Origin of the sequence: Curtobacterium sp. NPDC087080 (assembly GCF_044745105.1) — a bacterium.
Lineage (GTDB): Bacteria > Actinomycetota > Actinomycetes > Actinomycetales > Microbacteriaceae > Curtobacterium.
Genome location: NZ_JBIUZP010000005.1, coordinates 123,693 through 142,398 on the forward strand (window position 1 = coordinate 123,693; position 18,706 = coordinate 142,398).

At 72.6% G+C, this 18,706-nt stretch carries 20 protein-coding genes; 10 read left to right on the forward strand and 10 right to left on the reverse strand.

Annotated elements, in window-relative coordinates; translation table 11 throughout:
- Positions 1-165 precede the first annotated feature (165 nt).
- The gene (locus tag ACIPEQ_RS14545; RefSeq protein ID WP_209676094.1) at positions 166-522 is read right to left on the reverse strand and encodes a VOC family protein; all 357 of its coding nucleotides are present in this window, start codon (positions 520-522) and stop codon (positions 166-168) included.
- 131 nt (positions 523-653) lie between these two features.
- Between ACIPEQ_RS14545 and ACIPEQ_RS14550 the strand changes: the two genes are divergently transcribed.
- The gene (locus ACIPEQ_RS14550) at positions 654-962 is read left to right on the forward strand and encodes a Dabb family protein (RefSeq protein WP_126891178.1); all 309 of its coding nucleotides are present in this window, start codon (positions 654-656) and stop codon (positions 960-962) included.
- 116 nt (positions 963-1,078) lie between these two features.
- Here the strand turns inward: ACIPEQ_RS14550 and ACIPEQ_RS14555 are convergent, their stop codons facing one another.
- Positions 1,079-1,831 (reverse strand): DUF3800 domain-containing protein, encoded by a 753-nt coding sequence (locus ACIPEQ_RS14555; protein WP_402715718.1) that lies wholly within the window; start codon positions 1,829-1,831, stop codon positions 1,079-1,081.
- A gap of 144 nt (positions 1,832-1,975) precedes the next feature.
- On the opposite strand from ACIPEQ_RS14555, the gene ACIPEQ_RS14560 reads away from it, so the two are divergent.
- Positions 1,976-2,701, forward strand: a complete 726-nt coding sequence (locus ACIPEQ_RS14560) for a phosphatase PAP2 family protein (protein WP_126891180.1) — start codon at positions 1,976-1,978, stop codon at positions 2,699-2,701.
- A 10-nt stretch (positions 2,702-2,711) separates the two neighbouring features.
- Here the strand turns inward: ACIPEQ_RS14560 and ACIPEQ_RS14565 are convergent, their stop codons facing one another.
- On the reverse strand, positions 2,712-3,947 hold the full coding sequence (locus ACIPEQ_RS14565) for a multidrug effflux MFS transporter (protein WP_402715719.1): 1,236 nt from the start codon (positions 3,945-3,947) through the stop codon (positions 2,712-2,714).
- A 46-nt stretch (positions 3,948-3,993) separates the two neighbouring features.
- Between ACIPEQ_RS14565 and ACIPEQ_RS14570 the strand changes: the two genes are divergently transcribed.
- From ACIPEQ_RS14570 to ACIPEQ_RS14580, 3 genes are all read left to right on the forward strand, one after another.
- Positions 3,994-4,434: a MarR family winged helix-turn-helix transcriptional regulator gene (locus tag ACIPEQ_RS14570; protein ID WP_402715720.1), complete on the forward strand. Its 441-nt coding sequence runs from the start codon at positions 3,994-3,996 to the stop codon at positions 4,432-4,434.
- Positions 4,435-4,655: 221 nt separating this feature from the next.
- The gene (locus tag ACIPEQ_RS14575; protein ID WP_402715721.1) at positions 4,656-5,894 is read left to right on the forward strand and encodes an MFS transporter; all 1,239 of its coding nucleotides are present in this window, start codon (positions 4,656-4,658) and stop codon (positions 5,892-5,894) included.
- Positions 5,895-5,944: 50 nt separating this feature from the next.
- On the forward strand, positions 5,945-6,916 hold the full coding sequence (locus ACIPEQ_RS14580) for an NAD-dependent epimerase/dehydratase family protein (RefSeq protein WP_402715722.1): 972 nt from the start codon (positions 5,945-5,947) through the stop codon (positions 6,914-6,916).
- Position 6,917: 1 nt separating this feature from the next.
- Here ACIPEQ_RS14580 and ACIPEQ_RS14585 read toward each other — a convergent pair whose 3' ends face one another.
- The 7 genes from ACIPEQ_RS14585 to ACIPEQ_RS14615 form a co-directional block, all read right to left on the reverse strand.
- Positions 6,918-7,274 (reverse strand): cation:proton antiporter, encoded by a 357-nt coding sequence (locus tag ACIPEQ_RS14585; protein WP_402715723.1) that lies wholly within the window; start codon positions 7,272-7,274, stop codon positions 6,918-6,920.
- Positions 7,271-7,612: a sodium:proton antiporter gene (locus ACIPEQ_RS14590; protein WP_126891751.1), complete on the reverse strand. Its 342-nt coding sequence runs from the start codon at positions 7,610-7,612 to the stop codon at positions 7,271-7,273. The genes ACIPEQ_RS14585 and ACIPEQ_RS14590 overlap by 4 nt, the downstream gene beginning before the upstream one ends.
- Positions 7,609-8,190: a Na+/H+ antiporter subunit E gene (locus tag ACIPEQ_RS14595; RefSeq protein ID WP_402715724.1), complete on the reverse strand. Its 582-nt coding sequence runs from the start codon at positions 8,188-8,190 to the stop codon at positions 7,609-7,611. The genes ACIPEQ_RS14590 and ACIPEQ_RS14595 overlap by 4 nt, the downstream gene beginning before the upstream one ends.
- Positions 8,187-9,887 (reverse strand): Na+/H+ antiporter subunit D, encoded by a 1,701-nt coding sequence (locus tag ACIPEQ_RS14600; protein ID WP_402715725.1) that lies wholly within the window; start codon positions 9,885-9,887, stop codon positions 8,187-8,189. Before ACIPEQ_RS14600 ends, ACIPEQ_RS14595 begins: the two co-directional genes overlap by 4 nt.
- Positions 9,884-10,309 carry a Na(+)/H(+) antiporter subunit C gene (locus tag ACIPEQ_RS14605; RefSeq protein ID WP_209684376.1) on the reverse strand — a complete coding sequence of 142 codons (426 nt, stop codon included), beginning with the start codon at positions 10,307-10,309 and terminating at the stop codon, positions 9,884-9,886. The genes ACIPEQ_RS14600 and ACIPEQ_RS14605 overlap by 4 nt, the downstream gene beginning before the upstream one ends.
- Positions 10,306-13,233, reverse strand: a complete 2,928-nt coding sequence (locus ACIPEQ_RS14610; protein ID WP_402715726.1) for a Na+/H+ antiporter subunit A — start codon at positions 13,231-13,233, stop codon at positions 10,306-10,308. Before ACIPEQ_RS14610 ends, ACIPEQ_RS14605 begins: the two co-directional genes overlap by 4 nt.
- Before the next feature lie 152 nt (positions 13,234-13,385).
- Positions 13,386-14,156, reverse strand: coding sequence for an SDR family NAD(P)-dependent oxidoreductase (locus ACIPEQ_RS14615; RefSeq protein ID WP_402715727.1), 771 nt, complete (start codon positions 14,154-14,156; stop codon positions 13,386-13,388).
- A 71-nt stretch (positions 14,157-14,227) separates the two neighbouring features.
- Here ACIPEQ_RS14615 and ACIPEQ_RS14620 point away from each other — a divergent pair, with 71 nt between their 5' ends.
- From ACIPEQ_RS14620 to rlmC, 5 genes are read left to right on the forward strand one after another with little or no spacing between them, the layout of a single operon-like run.
- Positions 14,228-14,947: an SDR family oxidoreductase gene (locus tag ACIPEQ_RS14620; RefSeq protein ID WP_402715728.1), complete on the forward strand. Its 720-nt coding sequence runs from the start codon at positions 14,228-14,230 to the stop codon at positions 14,945-14,947.
- Positions 14,944-15,630, forward strand: coding sequence for a FadR/GntR family transcriptional regulator (locus ACIPEQ_RS14625; protein ID WP_402715729.1), 687 nt, complete (start codon positions 14,944-14,946; stop codon positions 15,628-15,630). The genes ACIPEQ_RS14620 and ACIPEQ_RS14625 overlap by 4 nt, the downstream gene beginning before the upstream one ends.
- A 36-nt stretch (positions 15,631-15,666) precedes the next feature.
- Positions 15,667-16,287, forward strand: a complete 621-nt coding sequence (locus ACIPEQ_RS14630; protein ID WP_402715730.1) for a DedA family protein — start codon at positions 15,667-15,669, stop codon at positions 16,285-16,287.
- Positions 16,288-16,324: 37 nt separating this feature from the next.
- Positions 16,325-17,200: an SMP-30/gluconolactonase/LRE family protein gene (locus ACIPEQ_RS14635; RefSeq protein ID WP_402715731.1), complete on the forward strand. Its 876-nt coding sequence runs from the start codon at positions 16,325-16,327 to the stop codon at positions 17,198-17,200.
- Between the two features lie 7 nt (positions 17,201-17,207).
- The gene (rlmC, locus tag ACIPEQ_RS14640; protein ID WP_402715732.1) at positions 17,208-18,359 is read left to right on the forward strand and encodes a 23S rRNA (uracil(747)-C(5))-methyltransferase RlmC; all 1,152 of its coding nucleotides are present in this window, start codon (positions 17,208-17,210) and stop codon (positions 18,357-18,359) included.
- Positions 18,360-18,706 lie beyond the last annotated feature (347 nt).

Below are 18,706 nucleotides of genomic sequence, written 5' to 3' on the forward strand. Positions count from 1 at the left end.
GCCGCGCTCCGAGTCCGCGCCCGGCTCGCCCGGACCGCAGCGCGGGGACACAATCGACTCCTTACGCCGCTGCGCCGGGCGGGCCGGCTGACGGAGGGGTGGCGGGGTGCCAGGTGCCACCGCGCCTCCCGTCCGTCATCGGGTCGCGTCCGCGACCCGCGCACGTCAGCCCTGCGGCGGTGCGTACAGCTGCAGGTCGTTGCCCTCGCTGTCCTTGAAGGGGACGATCTTGCCCCACGGGTGCTCGCTGACGTCACCCGCGAACTCGACGCCCTTCGACCGGAGGTCGGCGACCTCGTCCTCGATGCTCCCGTCCGGCTGGAACGACACGACCGCGCCGCCCCCGCTCGACGGGCTCGCCGACTCCCGGGCGTTCAGGCCGATGCGCAGCCCGTTCGCGTCGATCTCGCTCCAGTCGTCGTCCTCGCTCGCGACCGTCAGGCCGAGCGCGTCGCGGTAGAACGCGACCGCGCGCTGCATGTCACTGACCGGTACCCAGACCGCTGCCACTCCGCTTGCCATGGTGTTCCTCTCGTCGTGCCCTGTCGTCTCGTACCCGGCCGACGGTAGGTCGCGTGCCCGCGTGCGCACACAGGCAGGGTGGTGTCCCAGTGCCCGGGGGGCAGTGTGGGCGACGACGACGGGAGCAGGACATGGCCGGTGTGACGCACGTGGTGCTGGTGCAGTGGGACGCAGCGCGGGACGGGGCCGTCGAGCACGCCGCGCGAGCGGACGACCTGTGCCGCGAGCACCTTCCCCGCATCGACGGGGTGGAGTCGGTGCACTCGGGGCCGAGCATCAGCACCGAGGGTCTCGAGGGCGGGTTCGACTGGATGCTCACGGTGCGCTTCCGCGACCGCGAGGCACTCGCCGGCTACCTGCCGCACCCGGAGCACCGCCCGGTCGCCGACCACATCGGCGCGGGGAGCAGTCGCGTCGTCGTGTTCGACGTCGAGGACTGAGCCGGGCTGCTCGAGCGCGTCGAGCTGCAGGGCGAGGGGTCGCGACGACGGCCGTCCTGAGCTACCGTGGAAGCACGACGGGCCGGTTCTCGGAACGTCGCCAGCCGAAGGCCCCGTCACCGGGGCCTTCGTTCTTCCTCGTCGGAGTCGTCGGCACCTCCGTCGGTCGGCCACGTCTCCCGGTGGACGACTGCCGGTGCGATCGCGGCCCACTGCTGTGCAAGCGTCCTGCGAGCGGCCGGGTGCGGATTGCGGACGCGCTCCCGGCGGTAGTGCACGGAGACGGCGAGGTCCACGACCTGCAGCCCGTCGGCGAACCGGGAGCACGCGAAGTTGATCGGGGACGAGATGTTCCGGAGCCTGGACGACTGCGAACCCGGTGTGCCGAACTCCTGGTACCCGGCGAACGCGCGCTGGTGTTCTGCCTGCGTCGCGATCTCGTCGGCGACGACGATCGCCTGCTCCCCGTCGCCGCACGCACCCGTGTACCGATCGATCTGCTCGAGGACGTGCCCGAAGGCGACTGCGTGCGGCGTCCGTGGATCGTGGGACCGGGCCTTGAGCTGTGCAGTGTCCACTCCGCACAGGACGTACCGGACTCCGCAGTCGAGTGCAGCCCGGAGAACCGCCAGGGAGATGCCCGCAGCCTCACGATGCCTGCCTCGCAACGATCGCCACGAGCCGGCACCGCCCATGAGTTCGTGGCCGTGGAACTCGATCGCCGGATCGGTTCCGTGTTCGACAGCGGTTCGCCTGCGGACCCCCGTCATCCGCTCCGTGACGGCGTCCCACTGGTCGAGCGTGGCGATCGCCGCAGCGACGTAGTACCGCTCTCGGTCGTACGACTCGTCGACGTAGGCCACCAGCATCCGACGAGCCTGGCACGTGGGGCGCGTCGCCCGTCGGCCCTGTGGATGCCGCATGCGGACCAGGGCCAGGCAGACTGAGTGCTCTCTGATCTGCGGGGGCCGTCCGTGCCGGGCACGAGCGGGTCCTCCTGGGACGATGGGCTGATGAGCACCGAGCCCGAGCGCCGCCGCAGGAGGGCCGACGTCGTCGGCATCCTCGAGCCGAATCCCCACCCGCTGGCGACCGTCACGATCGGCATCGGAGCCGTGGTCGTGCTGACGGTGATCGGGTTCTTCCTCGGTTCGGTCGACATAGGTCTCGCGAAGGCGTTCAACACGCTGCACACCGGCGCGGTCGGAGCGTTCACGACGGCCGTCTACCACGTCATCAGTCCGGTGCCGGCGATCGCGATCACGTTCGTCGTCGCGGGCATCATCTGGTGGCGGGCCAGGGATCTCCGACCGGCCCTGGGCTTCGGGATGACGATCGCGATCACGTGGCTGCCGTCGGCCGTGGTGAAGGAGATCGTCCACCGCGCCCGGCCCGACGTGGCGCTGCTGCCGCACCCGTTCCCCGTCCAGCCCGACCCCGGGTACCCGAGTGGGCACACGGTCTACATCACCGCGTTCGTCATCGCGCTCGTGTGGGTCGTCCGCGAGACCCGGTGGCACCAGGTTGCGCGGGTCGTCGGCGTCGTGGCGATCGTGGTCGTCTTCCTGTCGGTGTCGATCGACGCCGTGCACTACCCGACCGACGCCGCGGCCTCGATCCTCTGGGCGCTCGCCGTGGCACCGGCCGCCCGGGTGGTGTGGGTGGACTGGGCGATGCCGCGCATCCCGTTCCTCCGCCCGCGCGAGGGAGCCGCGGTGCCGCTCCGCGTCCGCCGCTGACCGCGCGCCGCTAGGCCCGGCTGCACCGCGCCGCCACGAGCGCGACGACGGCGACCACCGCGGCCGCGAGCATCACGACCGCGAGCGGTGCCGCCGTGCCCTCGCCCCCGATGCTGACGAGCGGCGACACGAGCGCCGCGAGCCCGAACTGCAGGGCGCCGAGCACCGCCGACGCGCTGCCGGCGACCCCGGGCACCGCACCGAGCGCCAGCGCGGTGGCGTTGCCGAGCACGAGGCCGAGCGACCCGACCGCGGTGAAGAGCGGCACCGCGAGCCAGAGGACGGGTGCCCCGGTCGCGACGAGCAGCGCGAACGCCACGGTGGAGGCCGTCACCAGGACGATGCCCGATGTCAGCACGCCCTCGACCGAGCGGGTCGCGGTGAGCTTCGCCGACAGGATGCTCACGCCCATCAGCGCCAGTGCGTTCAGGCCGAAGGCGAGTCCGTAGCCGACGGTGTCGAGCCCGAGCATGCCCTGGTACAGGAACGGCGACGCCGAGATGTACGCCATCATGACCGCGAACGCGAAGCCGAAGACCGACGTGTACCCGACGAAGGTGCGCGACCGCAGGGCTCGCAGCGGGGAGCCGGACGCCGTGCGCTCGGCCCGGAGGGCGTCACGACGTGAGCGCAGGTGCGTCTCCCGCACGACGGCGAGCACGGCGACGAGCATCAGCACCGAGAGGCCGAGCACGATCGTCAGCAGTCCGCGCCACCCGATCGGTCCGGTGAGCAGCCCGCCGAGGAGCGGTGCCACGACGGGTGCGACCCCGCCGACGATCATCATGAGCGAGAAGGCGCGGGCGGCGGGCCTGCCGGTCGCCAGGTCGGAGATCACGGCGCGGCCGATCACCATGCCGGCCGCGCCGCCGAGGCCCTGCAGCAGCCGGGCGACGATCAGCACCGCCACGTTCGGCGCGAGCACCGCTGCGGCGCTCGCGAGGACGCAGAGCGCTGCCCCGGCAAGGAGCGGGGGTACCCGGCCGAAGCGGTCCGACAGCGGTCCGAACACGAGCTGCCCCGCGGTCACGCCGACCAGGAACGCGGTCAGGGTGAGCTGCACGGTCGTCGCCGAGGTGGACAGCTCCGTGGTCATCCGGGGGAACGCCGGCAGGTAGAGGTCGGTCGCGAAGGGGGCGACCGCGCTGAGCAGGCCGAGCACGAGCAGCAGGGGTGTCGTGATGCCCGTGGGGCGGGTGGAGGGCGTCGCCGTGGTGGCGCGGATGGATCCGGTGTCCGTCGTCATGGTTATGAAACCATAACTCATTGACCCAGGACGGTACAGTGACGGCATGGCACCAGCGGTCTCCGACGACGCCCTCGCCGAGTTCGCCGACGTCGTCCTGCGCATCGGTCGCGAGGTCGACCCGCACGGCCCGCACGCGCTCGACATCGTCCCGCTGACCGGCACCGAGGCGCTCGTGATGCGGTGGGTGCACCGGAACCCGGGTGCGTCCCCGAGTGCCGTGGCCGACGCCACGGCGCTGCAGCGCAGCAACTGCAGCGTCGCGCTCCGCTCCCTCGTCGCGAAGGGCATGGTCGAGCGTCGCACGGACCCGGACGACGCCCGGACCGTGCAGCTGCACCCCACCGCCCTCGCCGACGACAGCATCGCGCGGTTGCACGCGCACTGGGCAGGCCGGCTCCGCACCGCCCTCGGTGGCGACGAGGGCGGCCTCGGCGCCGCCGCCGACCTGCTGGCACGCATCGACGACGGCCTGCGACGCGGCTGACGACGGCCGGGAGGCGCGTGGCGGGCCCGCCACGCGCCTCCCGGCCGACCCGTGGTGCGTCCCGACCCGACCCCGTGTGCCGTCCGGACGGCCTTGGTACCCTGGACGGACACAACAGCAAGCAGTGTGTATCTACCGGCCGTCGGCCCCACCGACGGACAGCGGCGGCACCCGATGGGCCCGCTGCCCGACAGGCCGGGCCCCAGAAGGCACACCCCCTCATGCTCCAACCCCGACGCTCCGACGCGTCCCTCGTCTCCCTCGCCGGCCGGTGGTACTTCCCGATCGCCTTCGTCGCCCGTCTGCCGTTCGCGATGATGGTCGTCGGTGTCCTCACCCTCGTCGTCGCGTCCCGTGACTCCGTCGCCCTCGGCGGCATCAACTCCGCGTTCGTCGGCATCGGCTCGGCGATCTTCGGGCCGCTCGTCGGTGCCGCAGCCGACCGCTTCGGTCAGCGCGCCGTCCTCGTGCCGGTCGGACTCGCGAACGCCGTGCTCCTCGGAGTCCTGCCGCTCGTCGTCGCGAGCACCGCGCCCGACCTCGCGGTCCTGGCGATGTCGTTCCTGATCGGTGCGACCGCGCCCCAGGTCGCGCCGATGTCCCGCACGCGGCTCGTCGCGATCATCCGGCAGCGCATGTCCGGGGCCCGACGGGACAAGGTGTTCAGCGGCACGATGGCGTACGAGTCCGCCGCGGACGAGACCGTCTTCATCGTCGGACCGTTCCTGGTCGGTCTGCTCGCGAGCACGATCGCGCCGTGGGTGGCCGTCGCGGGAGCCTCGGCGCTGACCTTCGTGTTCGTCACCGCCTTCGCCCTGCACCCGACCGGCGCCCTCGTCGTCGGTGGGCCGGCGCAGGAGACGCGTGCCCCGGTCCGGCAGCTGCTCCGTCCGCGGCTCCTCGTGGTCGTCGTCGGGATCCTCGGCATCGGACTCTTCTTCGGGTCGACGCTGACCTCGCTCACGGCCTTCACGGAGCAGCAGGGCGAGGCGTCCCGGGCGGGCCTGCTCTACGGCGTGATGGGGATCGGGTCCGCGGCGCTCGCCCTCGGTTCGGCGGCGTTCCCGCAGCGGTTCGGCGTCGCCTGGCGCTGGCTCGTGTTCGGCGTCGTGCTGCTCGGCGGCGCGATCGCCTTCAGCCGGGCGGACTCCGTCGGGTCGGTCGTCCTCGTGCTCGGCATCATGGGCATCGGCATCGGTCCGACGCTCGTGGCGCAGTACAGCCTGGGATCGGACCGGTCGCCCGTCGGACGCTCGGCGACGACGATGACGATCCTCGGCTCGGCGGTCATCGTCGGGCAGTCCGTCGCGTCGGCCGTGGTCGGCGAGGTCGCGGAGCGGTTCGGGACCGGTGCCGCGATGGCGTTCCCCGCGTACGCCGCCGCGCTGGTCGTCGTCGCCGCCGTGGCGGACCTGCTGCTCGCTCGGCGCGAGGGCACCGCGGTCGCCGTGACCGCCTGACCCCCGGCGCTGCGCGACGCCCGGTCGCCGCCCGGTGCAGGCTGGACTGCATGCGCATCCTCGTCCTCGGCGGCACCGCCTGGCTCGGTCGGACCGTCGTGCAGTACGCCCTCGACGCCGGGCACGACGTGACGTGCGTCGCTCGTGGCGCGGACATCCCGACCGGCGCCCGACTCGTGCGGGCCGACCGCGACAGCGACGACGCCCTGACCGGGGTCGCCGGCGAGCGATGGGATGCGGTCGTCGACGTCTCCCGCTCCCCGGAACACGTCCGTCGCGCAGCCCGTGACCTCGAGCCCGTTGCCGACCGGTACGTCCTCGTGTCGACCGTGAGCGTCTACGCCTCCCAGGCCGAGCGCGGTGCCGACGAGGACGCCGCCGTCGTCGAGCCGTCCGACGACCCCGCCGAGTACGGCGCTGCCAAGGTGGCGTGCGAACGTGCGGTCCTCGACGCCTTCGGCCCCGAGCGCGCCTCGATCGCGCGGGCCGGACTCGTCGGCGGTCCGGGCGACCACACCGGACGTTCCGGCTACTGGCCGTGGCGGTTCGCCCGCGCCGCGGCAAGCGGCCGCGCGGTGGTCGTCCCGGCGCGCACCGATCGGCCGACCTCCGTGATCGACGTCCGCGACCTCGCGGAGTGGCTCGTCGGAGCGGCCGAGGGCGGCCGAGCGGGCGTCCACGACGTCACCGGCGAGGTCGTCACGCTGGGGCAGCACCTCGAGGCATCACGGGCCGCAGCGGCCGTGGACGTCCCGGTCGAGCCGCTGTCGGACGAGGTGCTCCTCGCGCGCGGGGTGGCACCGTGGGCAGGGGAGCGGTCCCTGCCGCTGTGGATCCCCGACGACGACCACCAGGGCATGAACGACCGACCGGCAGACCGCGCACGTTCGGCTGGCCTGAGGCGGCGCCCACTCGCCGAGACGCTGGCGGACGTGGTCGCGTGGGAGCAGCGGCAACCGGTCCACCCGCACGGCGCAGGACTCTCGGACGACGACGAGGCTGCCGTCCGCGCTGCCGGGTGAGTCAGTCCTCGGTGTCGTCGACCAGCAGGTCCTCGTGCCGGTAGTCGTTCGACCGCAGCCCGGCACGGGCGATCATGTGCGTCGACACCGGCACCAGGAAGAGCTGGAACACGAGCACCGGCAGCACCACCCAGAACGCCGTCCAGGTCCACACCGCCACGACGACGGCGGCCAGGGCGAGCGCCAGGCCGAGCACCTGCGGCTTCGCCATCGCGTGCAGCCGGACGAGCGGGTCCCGGAAGCGCACGATGCCGACGGCGGCGCCGAGCGACAGCGCCGCGGCGATCAGCATCAACCCGAGGGCGATCCACGCACGGACGCCGGCGCCGTCGACGAAGGACTCCAGGATCTCGATCACTTCGACTCCTCCTCGACGGCGTGCTCCGGCGTGGTCACGTCGATCCCCTCGTCGGACGGGTCCGACGAGGGTGTGACGATCCGTGCGACGGCGATGGTCGCGAAGACGCTCGTCGCCGCGATGACGACCAGCACGGGTACGGCGGTGAGGTCGCGGCGGATCATCATGGCCGCGGCGATCACGACGAGCGCGGTGGTCAGCACCATGTCGGAACCGATCATCCGGTCGAGGATCGTCGGACCGCGGACGATCCGACCGACGGCCAGTGCGAGCGTGGCGCCGAGCAGGACGAGCACGAGGGCGATCCCGACGGCCATGACGACGACCGCGGCGCTCACCGGGTCACCTCCGGCAGCGGCTCGGCGAGTTCGGAGACGTCCTGCTTCGACCCGATGGCGCGGATGACGAGCTCCTCGATGCGGGCGACGGTCCGTCGCTCCTGGTCGACCTGCTCGCGGCGCTCGGTGTCGAGCACGTGGACGAGCAGGCGTCGGCGGGGGAGGTCGACGTCGGCGACGTACGACCCGGGCACGAGGGAGATCGCCAGGGTGGCGAGCGTGAAGGTCATCTCCGACGTGGTGTGCAGCTGCACGAGGACGATCGAGCTCTGCCGGACGCCGCGGGGTCGGATCGCGGCCCAGGCCACCTTGAACGAGGCGACGACGACGTGCCCGGCCCAGACCACGAGGAACCAGAGCGCGCGCGGCAGCGAGAACCGCTTCGACAGGGGGACCGGCGGCAGCGGGAGCAGCTGCGTCACGAGGAGGGCGACGACGACGCCGCACAGCAGCGTCAGGACGCTCCACGACCCCCACAGCAGCGCCCAGAGCACGGTCAGCCCGGCGACGAGCGGCACGTCGTACCGCCAGGCGACGGCGATCCGTCGGGCGTTGGTGATGCGGCGGGTGTCGCTCATCGGGTGCCTCCGTCCGTGATGCCCAGGACCGCCTGCACGTAGCGCGCCGGCGACTCCAGCGACTCGGCCGCGCGGGTCGCGTACCCGTAGAGCGGCCCGGCGACGACGGTCAGCGCGACCGACCCGAGGACCGCCACGGTCGTGACGGCGACGAGCATCCGCGGCAGCGGCGTGTGGACCGACGGCTCGACGGCCGGGGTCTGGCCGGTGGCCGGACGGGAGGCACTGCTCGCGTGCGCCGCGTCGGTGACGGTGGTCGAGCCTCCCGGGTGGTACGCCTCGCCGGTCTCCTCGGACACGGTCAGCGGCGCCGGTTCCGGCGACCGCAGGTGCGCGTGCGGCTCCGCCGTGCTGGCGTGCGGGGCCGCCGCCTCGGCGGCGGGCTTCGGCCGCCAGAACGCGGCGTCCCAGACGCGCATCAGCGCGTACAGGGTCAGGAGGCTCGTGACCACCCCGGCAGCGATCGTCACCCAGGCCATCGGGGAGCCGTCCTCGGCCGCGGCGCGGAACAGGCCGAGCTTGCCGATGAAGCCGGAGAACGGCGGGATGCCGCCGAGGTTGAACGCCGGCACCAGGTAGAGGGCAGCGAGGAGCGGAGCGGCCTTGAGCAGTCCGCCGAGCGACCGGGTCGAGGTCGTCCCGCCCACGCGTTCCATCACCCCTGACACCAGGAACAGCGTGGTCTGCACGACGATGTGGTGCACCGTGTAGAAGACGGCCGCGGCGGTGCCGACGACGGAGCCGAGCCCGACGCCCATCACCATGAAGCCGATGTGACTGATGAGCGTGAAGGACAGCAGGCGTTTGACGTCGGTCTGCGACACGGCCCCGAGCACGCCGACGATCATCGTGAGCACCGCGACCACGAGCAGCACCGTGTTGAGCTGCGGCCTGGGGAAGATGATCGTCTCGAGCCGGATGATCGCGTAGATGCCGACCTTGGTGAGCAGCCCGGCGAACACCGCGGTGACCGGCGCCGGTGCGGTCGGGTAGGAGTCGGGCAGCCAGAAGGCGAGCGGGAACACCGCGGCCTTGATGCCGAAGGCGATGAGCAGCATCGTGTGGAGCAGGAGCTGCACGTGCTCGGGGAGCCCGGCGACGCGCTCCGAGATCTGCGCGATGTTCACGGTTCCGGTCGCGCCGTAGACCAGACCGATGGACGCGAGGAACAGCGCCGAGGCGATCAGGCTCGTGATGATGTACGTCGTGCCGGCACGGACGCGCTGTTCGCTGCCGCCCAGGGTGATGAGCACGTAGCTCGCCACGAGGAGCATCTCGAACGCGACGTAGAGGTTGAAGAGGTCGCCGGCCAGGAACGCGTCGAGCACACCGGCTGCCAGCACCAGGTAGGTCGGGTAGTAGATGGTGACGGGGGCGTCCTCGTCGTCGGCCGCGAGCCCCTGGCCGATCGAGAAGAGCAGCACGAGCAGGAGCACGCTCGCGCTCACCGTGAGGAGCAGGGCGCTCAGCCGGTCGACGACGAGCGAGATGCCGTACGGCGCCTGCCACCCGCCGACCTGCACGACGATGGTGCCGTGCTGGTCGACGAGCACCATGAGCGTTGCTGCGACGACCACGGCGACGGCGAGCACCGCGACCGTGATGGCGCGCTGGAGCTTCTGGTGCCGGAGCAGGCCGAGCGCGATGGCGGCGCCGAGCAGCGGGACGAGGACGAGCAGGGGGACGAGCCAGGTCATCGCGAGGCCTCCTCGTTCTGGACCGCTTCGGGGTCGGTGTCGATCTCGGGGTCGTCGTCCGCGGGGTCGTCGTCGCGGTCCTTGCCGATCGCGACGTCGGCCTCGTCGACCTCGACCTCGTCGGCGCGGGACAGCTTCCACGAGCGGTGGATGAGTGCGAGCAGGAACGCGCTCACCGCGAAGGTGATGACGATCGCGGTCAGGGCGAACGCCTGGGGGAGCGGGTCGGTGATGCCCTCGGACGAGCCGCCGATCGGGGGCTTGCCCGCGGCGCCGGACATGATGAGGAGCAGCAGGTTGAGGGAGTTGCCGAGCAGCAGGAAACCGAGCAGCATCCGGGTCAGCGACCGCTCGAGCAGCAGGTACACGCCGCACGAGAACAGCACCGCCATCGCGATGACGAGGACCAGGGTGATGGTCATACGGCACTCCCCTCCGGGGTCGCGGCGGCGGCGTTGTCGTCGACGTCGCCCTCCGTGGTGTCGGTGATGCGTGCCCGCGAGTCCTCGAGGCGCTGTCGGTCGACCTCGGCCCCCAGGCTCCGGAGCACGTCGAGGACGAGCCCGACCACGACCAGGTAGACGCCGATGTCGAAGAACGTCGCGGTGACGAACTCCACGTGGCCGAGCACGGGGACGGTCGCCTCGAAGAACGCGGAGTACAGGGCCTCCTTCCCGAAGAACAGCGGGACGATCGCGGTGGTGGCCGCGGTCGCGACACCGAGTCCGAGCAGGCGTCCGGCACGGACCGGTGCGGCGGCGCCGAGCTCCGCGGGACCGCCGGCCAGGTACCGACCGGCCAGCGCGATGCCCGCGACGAGGCCGCCGGCGAACCCGCCGCCCGCCGTGTTGTGCCCGGCGAAGAGCAGGTAGAGCGAGAGCACGACGAGGCCGTGGAAGAGCAGGCGCACGACCACGTCGAGCAGGGCCGAGCGGCCGGTCGGGATCGCCGCACTCGTCGGCAGCCAGGCGCGGGGCTCGCCGTCCGGGCGGTGCTTGTCGCTCGTCACGCTCGCGGGCAGGTCGCGCAGTCGCGGCAGGGTGTCCTCGCGCGAGTCGAGGAAGATCAGGCTCGCGACACCCGTGGCCGCGGCGACGACGACGGTCAGCTCGCCGAGGGTGTCCCAGCCGCGCAGGTCGACCAGGGCGACGTTCACGACGTTCAGGCCGTGGCCGAAGGACTTCGTGAGCGCCGGGATGTCCGGCCAGATCGGGGTGCTGTTCCGTGCCGACGCCGCGACGACCACGACGACGGCGAGCGTGGCCCCTGCGAGACCGGCGAACAGGGCCCGCACGATCCGGAAGCGCGACGGATTGGCCGTTGCGATCCGCGGGGGGAGCCGGCGGAGCACCAGCACGAACGCGATGAGCGTGACGGTCTCGACCACGAGCTGGGTGAGCGCGAGGTCGACGGCACCGTGCAGGACGAAGAGCACGGACATCCCGTAGCCGGTGACGCCGACGAGCACCGCGGCGGCGAACCGGGTCTTCGCGGTCAGCACCGCGATCGCGGCGACGGCCATCACGGCGACGACCGGCACCTGGCCCCACGAGTCGGCGAAGCGCACGCGGAACGCCCACGGGCCGCCGAGCACGAGGTTCGCCAGCGCACCGGCGACGAACACCGACAGGATCACGGTCAGGTAGTAGGGGAGCGAGCCGCGCTGGACGCCGGCGGTGAGCCCGGTCGCCAGGCGGTCGAGCCCACGCATGGTCTTCCGGTAGGTGTCCGCCGCGCTCGGCGACCCGGAGAGCCGGTGCTGCACGGCCTCCACCCGGCGTCGTGCGAGGAACAGGAGGACACCGCCGACGAGGGTGATCGCGGAGAGGCCGAGTGCGGGCTCGAGCCCGTGCCAGAGCGCCAGGTGCGGGACCTCGCCCTCGGGCAGTGCGGCCGCGGTGGCGGCGGGCTCGATGCCGTGCGCGACGACGGGGGTGAGCACGCCCAGCGCCAGGCCGGCGACGGCGAGGACGGACGGCACGACACCCAGCCCGTGCAGGCCGTGCGCCTCGGTGTCCGGCACGCCGGGCTTCCGGGCGAAGGTGCCCCAGAGGAACCGGAGCGAGTACGCGACGGTGAGCACCGAGCCGAGGGTCACCCCGACGAGCGCGATCCACGCCCAGGCGGCCTGCGGTCCGTGGAGCTCCTCGACGAAGCCGGTCAGGACGGCCTCCTTCGCGACGAACCCGATCGTCGGCGGGATGCCGGCCATCGACGCGAGCGCGAGGACGGCCACGACGACCAGCCAGGGCAGCTTCCGCCCGAGTCCGCTGAGCTTCCGCAGGTCGCGGGTGCCCGTCACGTGGTCGACCGCACCGACGACCAGGAACAGCGTCGACTTGAAGGTGGCGTGGGCGACGAGCAGCGCGACCCCGCCCAGGGCGACGGCCGGTGCGCCCCAGCCCGCCGCGAGCACGAGGAAGCCGAGCTGGGCGACCGTGCCGTAGGCGAGCAGCAGTTTGACGTCGGTCTGTCGCAGCGCGCGGTAGCCGCCGATCAGCATGCCGAGCACGCCGAGCACCGTGATCGTCTCGCGCCAGCCGGTCAGCAGCGCGAACGCCGGGGCCAGTCGTGCGACCAGGTAGATGCCGGCCTTGACCATCGCGGCCGCGTGCAGGTAGGCGCTGACCGGGGTCGGAGCGGCCATCGCTGCCGGGAGCCAGAAGTGGAAGGGGACGATCGCCGACTTCGTCAGTGCGCCGAGGAGCACGAGGACGACCGCGACGGGCACGAGCGGCCCGGGACGGTCGACGAGCTCCGGCGCCTGCGCGATGATCCCCGACAGGCTCGTGGTGCCCGCGGTGACCGACAGGGCGACCAGGCCGGCGAGCATCGCCAGGCCGCCGGCGGTCGTCACGACGAGGGCCTGCATGGCGGCGGCCCGGCTCGCGCGCTTGTCGGCGTCCTGCCCGATGAGCAGGTACGAGAAGACCGTCGTGGCCTCCCACAGCACGAAGAGCACGATCACGTCGTCCGCGACGACCAGGCCGTACATCGACCCGGCGAACGCGGTCAGGACGGACGCGAACCGGCCCAGTCCGGGCTCGTCCCGCTCGAAGTAGGACGCGCAGTAGACGAGTACGAGCGCCCCGACGACGGAGACGACCAGGGCGAGGACCCACGACAGCGCGTCCATCCGCAGGGACAGCGCGAGGTCCAGCTCCGGGATCCACTGCCACCGACTCGTGACCCCGCCGTGGAGGGCGGCATCGGTCTGCGCGACGGTCAGCACCGCGGCGGCGGCCGGAGCGAGGGCGGCGACGTAGAACACGCGGCGCCCCATCAGCGGGGTCAGGGCGGGGACGATCAGGGCGACGATCGCGAACGCGACGAGGACGGAGACCATCGGGCACCTCCTCGGGGTCGGGCTGCAGTCCGGCTCACTGGGCCCTCACAGCCTACGGAGAGGCGGATGGCAACTTCCTGAACGACCGGACAGCTGACGCGAGCGCTCCCTCCACTCTGCTCCGCACTGGAGCACTGCGCGCGGGCTCGACCTCAGCGACCGTGCGCGCGCGCCGGTATCTGTGTCGCGAGCTTGCCGCCGGACACGTCGAGGAGCGTGCCCGTGATGTACGCGGACGCATCGCTCGCCAGGAAGACCAGCAGGTCGGCGACGTCGTCCGGCGTCTCCCACCGCCGGAGCGACAGCGTGTCCAGGAGTCGGTCCTGGTCGGCCTGCGGCATCCCGGCGAACCCGTTCATCGCGGTCGGCACCATCCCGGGGGCGTAGGCGTTGACGGTGATGCCCCACGGGCCGAGCTCCGACGCGAGCACCCGCGTGAACGAGACGACCGCGGCCTTCGACGCCGCGTAGGCCGCGCTCCCGACGCTCGGCACGATCGCCGCGAACGACGCAGCGTTGACGATCCGCCCGCGTCCGGCCGCCTGCATCACCGGCGCGACCGCCTGGCTGACCAGGAACGTGCCGCCGAGGTTGACGTCCATGCAGCGCCGCCACTCGGCCCACCCGAGCTCGGCGACGGTCCCGGTGACCTTGATGCCCGCGTTGTTGACGAGCACGTCGACGGTGCCGTGTCGGCGCACGACCTCGTCCACGGCAGCCCGGACGGAGCCCGGGTCGGCGACGTCGCACACGATCCGGTCGACGGCGCGCGTGCCTGCCGCCGTTCCGTCTTCGTCGTCGAAGGCGAGGTCGAACGCGACGACGCGGCACCCCTCGGTGGCGAAGCGCGCCGCAAGGGTCCGGCCGATCCCCCGACCGGCTCCGGTGACGACCACCACGCGGTCGGTCAGGTCGAGGTGCATCTGGGATCCCGTCGTCGGCGCTGACGAGGACCGACGGGCGCCGGTGCCTCCAATGGTCATACTATTCGAGCATGACGGCGAAGGTGCTCTGGGTCTCGGGTGGCGGCAGCGGGATGGGGGCGGCGAGCGCGGTCGCCGCGGCCCGCGACGGGTGGACGGTGGTGCTCAGCGGTCGACGCCCGGACCGGCTCGAGCAGGTCGCGGACGAGGTCAGGGCGGTCGGCGGCACGGCGGAGGTGCTGCCGCTCGACGTGACCGACGCCGACGCCGTGTCCGCCGCGCGCGATGCCGTGCTCGACCGGCACGGCCGGGTCGACGGCCTGGTGCTGGCGGCGGGGCTGAACACGCCGGCGCGGCGCTGGGACGACCAGTCGCTCGCCGGCGTCCGTGCCGTCCTCGCCACGAACACGACGGCGGTGGTGACGGTCGTCGACGCGGCGCTCCCGACGCTCCGGGAGTCGGGCGGCGTGGTCGTGGTGGTGTCGTCCTACGCGGGCTGGTCCTTCCAGCCCGGGGCCGGCGTCGCGTACTCGGCGAGCAAGACCGCCCTGGGGTCGATCGTCCGGACGCTGAACCAGCAGGAGGCCGAGCACGGCGTGCGCGCCACCCACCTGTGCCCGGGTGACGTCGCCACGGACTTCCTCGACCAGCGACCCGAGGTCCCCGACGCGGCGGCGCGCGCCCGGATGCTGCAGCCGGAGGACGTCGGCCGGACCGTCGCCTTCGTGCTCGGACAGCCCGCGCACGTGCGGATCGACGAGCTGGTCCTGTCGCCCATCGCGCAGCGGTGACCAGCGCCTTCGACCGGGTGCTCGACGGGATCGGTGCCGCCGTCGTCGGCGGCGCCTTCGCCCCGGGGAGCCGCCGGAGCACCGATGACCTGGTGGCGTGGTCGGGCGCGAGCCGCAGCATCGTGCGCGAGGCCGTCCGGGTCCTCGCCGCCCTCGGCATGCTGCGTGCGCGACCCCGGGTCGGTGTGGTCGTCGCCCACCCCTCGGAATGGGACGTCCTCGATCCGCGCGTCGTCCGCTGGCGCCTCCAGGGGCCCGACGCGGCGCAGGTCGCCGTCGAACTCCGCGAGCTGCGCGCCGCCGTCGAACCGGCAGCAGCCGCCGCGGCGGCCCGGCGGGCGTCACGCGAGGAGTGCGCGGCCGGACGGGAGGCACTGCTCGCCACCGCGGACGAGCTCGCGTCCGCTGCGGCCGACGACCGTCGCGTCGACTTCACGATCGCGGACGTCCGGTTGCACTCCCTCGTGCTGGAACTGTCCGGCAACGCGCTGTACCGACGCCTGCACCACGTCGTGGGCGAGACGCTCCGCGAGCGCGGCAGCATCCGTCTGGACCGCCACGACGTCGGACTGCACCGCACGCTCGTGCAGGCGGTCGCCGAGGGTCGGCCGGACGAGGCCGCCGCCGTGATGCGCGAGATCGTGCGCCGCACCGAGCACCGACCGGGGCACGACCTGGGATGATCGAGTCCGGCGTGCCCGCGCCGACGGAGGTGACCGGTGGACGCAGCACAGGAGATGGTGCTCCAGCTCGTCGGCACGCCCTGGGCCTTCCTCGTCGTCGGGCTCGTGCTCGCCGCGGGCAGCGTCGCGGTCTTCCTCCCGAGCCAGGCGCTCGTCGTGGCCGTCGGCACCCTGCTGGTCGGGGGCGACGGCGGACTCCTGCCGGTCCTCGTCCTCGTCGTCGCGGCGACGGTCGGCATGGTGCTCGGCGACGTCGCGCTGTGGCACCTCGCACGGACGGTCGACCTCGGCTCGCGCTCGTGGTTCAGCCGCCCGAAGGTCCGGAAGGCGCGGGAGTCGATCGACGCCCGGTACCGCAAGGCCCCGGGGCGGATCGCCGTCCTCGGTCGGTTCATCCCGATGGGCCGGCTCACCACGAACCTGGTCGGTGCGGACAGCGGCCTCGACCTCCGGCGCTTCCTCGTCACCTGCCTCGTCGCCGACGTGGTCTGGGCGGCGTACTGCGTCGGCATCGCCGCGGCCACCGGGAGCTGGAGTCGCGACCAGCCCTTCCTCGTGACGACCCTCGCGGTCGTGGCGTCGATCCTGCTCGGCCTCGGGATCTCCGCGGTCGAGAAGGCCCTGCGTCGCCGCGCCGAGGCCGCTGCACCCGCCTGACGTCGTAGCGTGGAGGGCACCGTCCGGAGGAGGACACGTGCCGAGCCTGACCGAACTCGTCCCCGACCCCGATGCGCTCGAGCGGATCGCCACGGGCAGCACGTGGGCCGAGGGGCCGTGCTGGATCCCGTCGACCCGCACGGTGCGGTGGTCGGACATCCCGGGCGACCGGATCCTCCAGTGGCACCAGGAGTCCGGCGAGACGACCGTGTACGCGTCGGGCGTCGAGTACACGAACGGCCGGACCCTCGACCGTGACGGTTCCGTCGTGCAGTGCTCGCACGGCCGGCGACGGGTCGAGCGCGACCGCGACGGCGTGGTCAGCGCGGTCGTCGACGGCTGGGCGGACGCGCGGCTGAACTCGCCGAACGACGTCGTGGTCGCCCGGGACGGTGCGATCTGGTTCACCGACCCGGCGTACGGCATCACGCAGCCGCGCGAAGGACACCCGGGGGAGCGGGAGTACGGCGACCACTGGGTGTTCCGGTGCGGTCCGGACGGCGGAGACCTGCGCCCCGTGGTGCTCGACGTCGACGAGCCGAACGGCCTCGCCTTCTCGCCCGACGAGCGCGTGCTGTACGTGGCGAGCTCCTCGTCGGAGGAGCCGGTCGTCCGCGCCTACGACGTCGATGGGGCGCGGGTGAAGAACGGTCGTGTGTTCGCCCGGCTCGGCGAGGGCGAGGGTGTGCCGGACGGCATCCGGGTCGACGTCCGTGGCAACGTCTGGTCGTCGACGCACCGGGGTGTGACGGTGTTCGCGCCCGACGGCGACCGCATCGGCGACGTCCCGGTCCCCGAGGTCGTGGCCAACCTGTGCTTCGGCGGCGACGACGGCACCACCCTGTTCGTCACCGCGACGACCTCGCTCTACCGCATCGCGACCACGACGAGGGATGCGGCTGCCGTATCCTGACCCGGCCATGCAGTGCGACTACTTCGACCGGGGGGTGTGCCGGTCGTGCACGCTCATGGGCCAGCCCTACGGCGACCAGGTGCTCGACAAGGAGATCCGCACGCGCGAACTCCTGCGCGACGCCGTCGACGCTGCCGGGGGGCCGGGGTCGGTCGAGTGGCTGCCGGCGATCACCAGCCCGGAGTCCGGCTACCGCAACAAGGCGAAGATGGTCGTCGGTGGGACGGTGCAGCGTCCCACGGTGGGGATCCTGGACCACCGGCAGCGCGGCGTGGACCTGCGGCACTGCGGCATCTGCACGCCGGGCATCCAGCGGGCGCTCCCGGTCCTGGCGGAGTTCATCGCCGACGCCGGGCTCATCCCGTACGACGTCGCCGCCCGTCGGGGCGAGCTCAAGTTCGTGCTCGTGACCGAGTCCCCGGACGGCGAGCTCATGGTGCGCTTCGTGCTGCGCTCCGAGGGGCAGCTGCCACGACTGCGTGAGCGCCTCGACGACCTGCGGCGGGTGCTGCCCGAGGCGGTCGTGGTCACCGCGAACCTGCTCCCGGAGCACAAGGCCGTGACCGAGGGGGACCGCGAGGTCGTGCTGACCGAGCAGGAGACGCTGCCGATGCGGTTCGGCTCGATCACGATGCACCTGCGACCGCAGAGCTTCTTCCAGACGAACACGAGCGTCGCCCGCCAGCTGTACGACCAGGCGTCGGCGTGGATCGACGAGGTCGGGCCGGCCTCGATGTGGGACCTCTACTGCGGTGTCGGTGGCTTCGCCCTGCACGCAGCGCGCCCGGGCCGTGCCGTCACCGGGATCGAGACGAGCCGTGAGGCCATCCGTTCCGCGAAGCAGTCCGCCCGTGAGGCCGGGCTGACCGACGTCCGCTTCGCCGCCGACGACGCGACCGAGCACGCCCTCCGCGCACGGTCCGACGCGCTGCCCGAGCTGGTCGTCGTGAACCCGCCGCGCCGGGGGATCGGCGAGACGCTCGCGACGTGGCTCGAGGAGTCCGACGTCGAGCACGTCGTCTACTCGAGCTGCAACCCGGTCACCCTCGCGAAGGACCTCGCGCGCATGCCGTCGCTCCGCCTGCGGCGGGCGCGCGTGCTCGACATGTTCCCGCAGACTGGCCACCTGGAGGCCGTGACGCTGCTGTCCAGGCGATGACCAGGACGCGACCAGGCGGCGGTCGGGAGGCTCGCTGCCAGGCCGCCACGGGCCTCCCGTCCGCGGCATTGCCAGGAAACTGCCAAGGTCACGTACCCGGGTACAGGTCGATCTGCATGCCCATGGTGATCGAGGCACTCAGGAAGACCGGTGGGGGACATAGCACTCACGGGTAGAACTCATTGTCTCGGTTTGATAACAGTCGCGAATTTCCTATGGTTGCCGACCAGCGCCACCGGCACGAGACCACTGCCCCCGGCGGCGCACCCCACGACATGACCGCGATCGGTCGGGACGGGCAGTGGCGACCGGGTCCGCTCAGGCGGGCGCCAGGTCCGTGGTCCCGG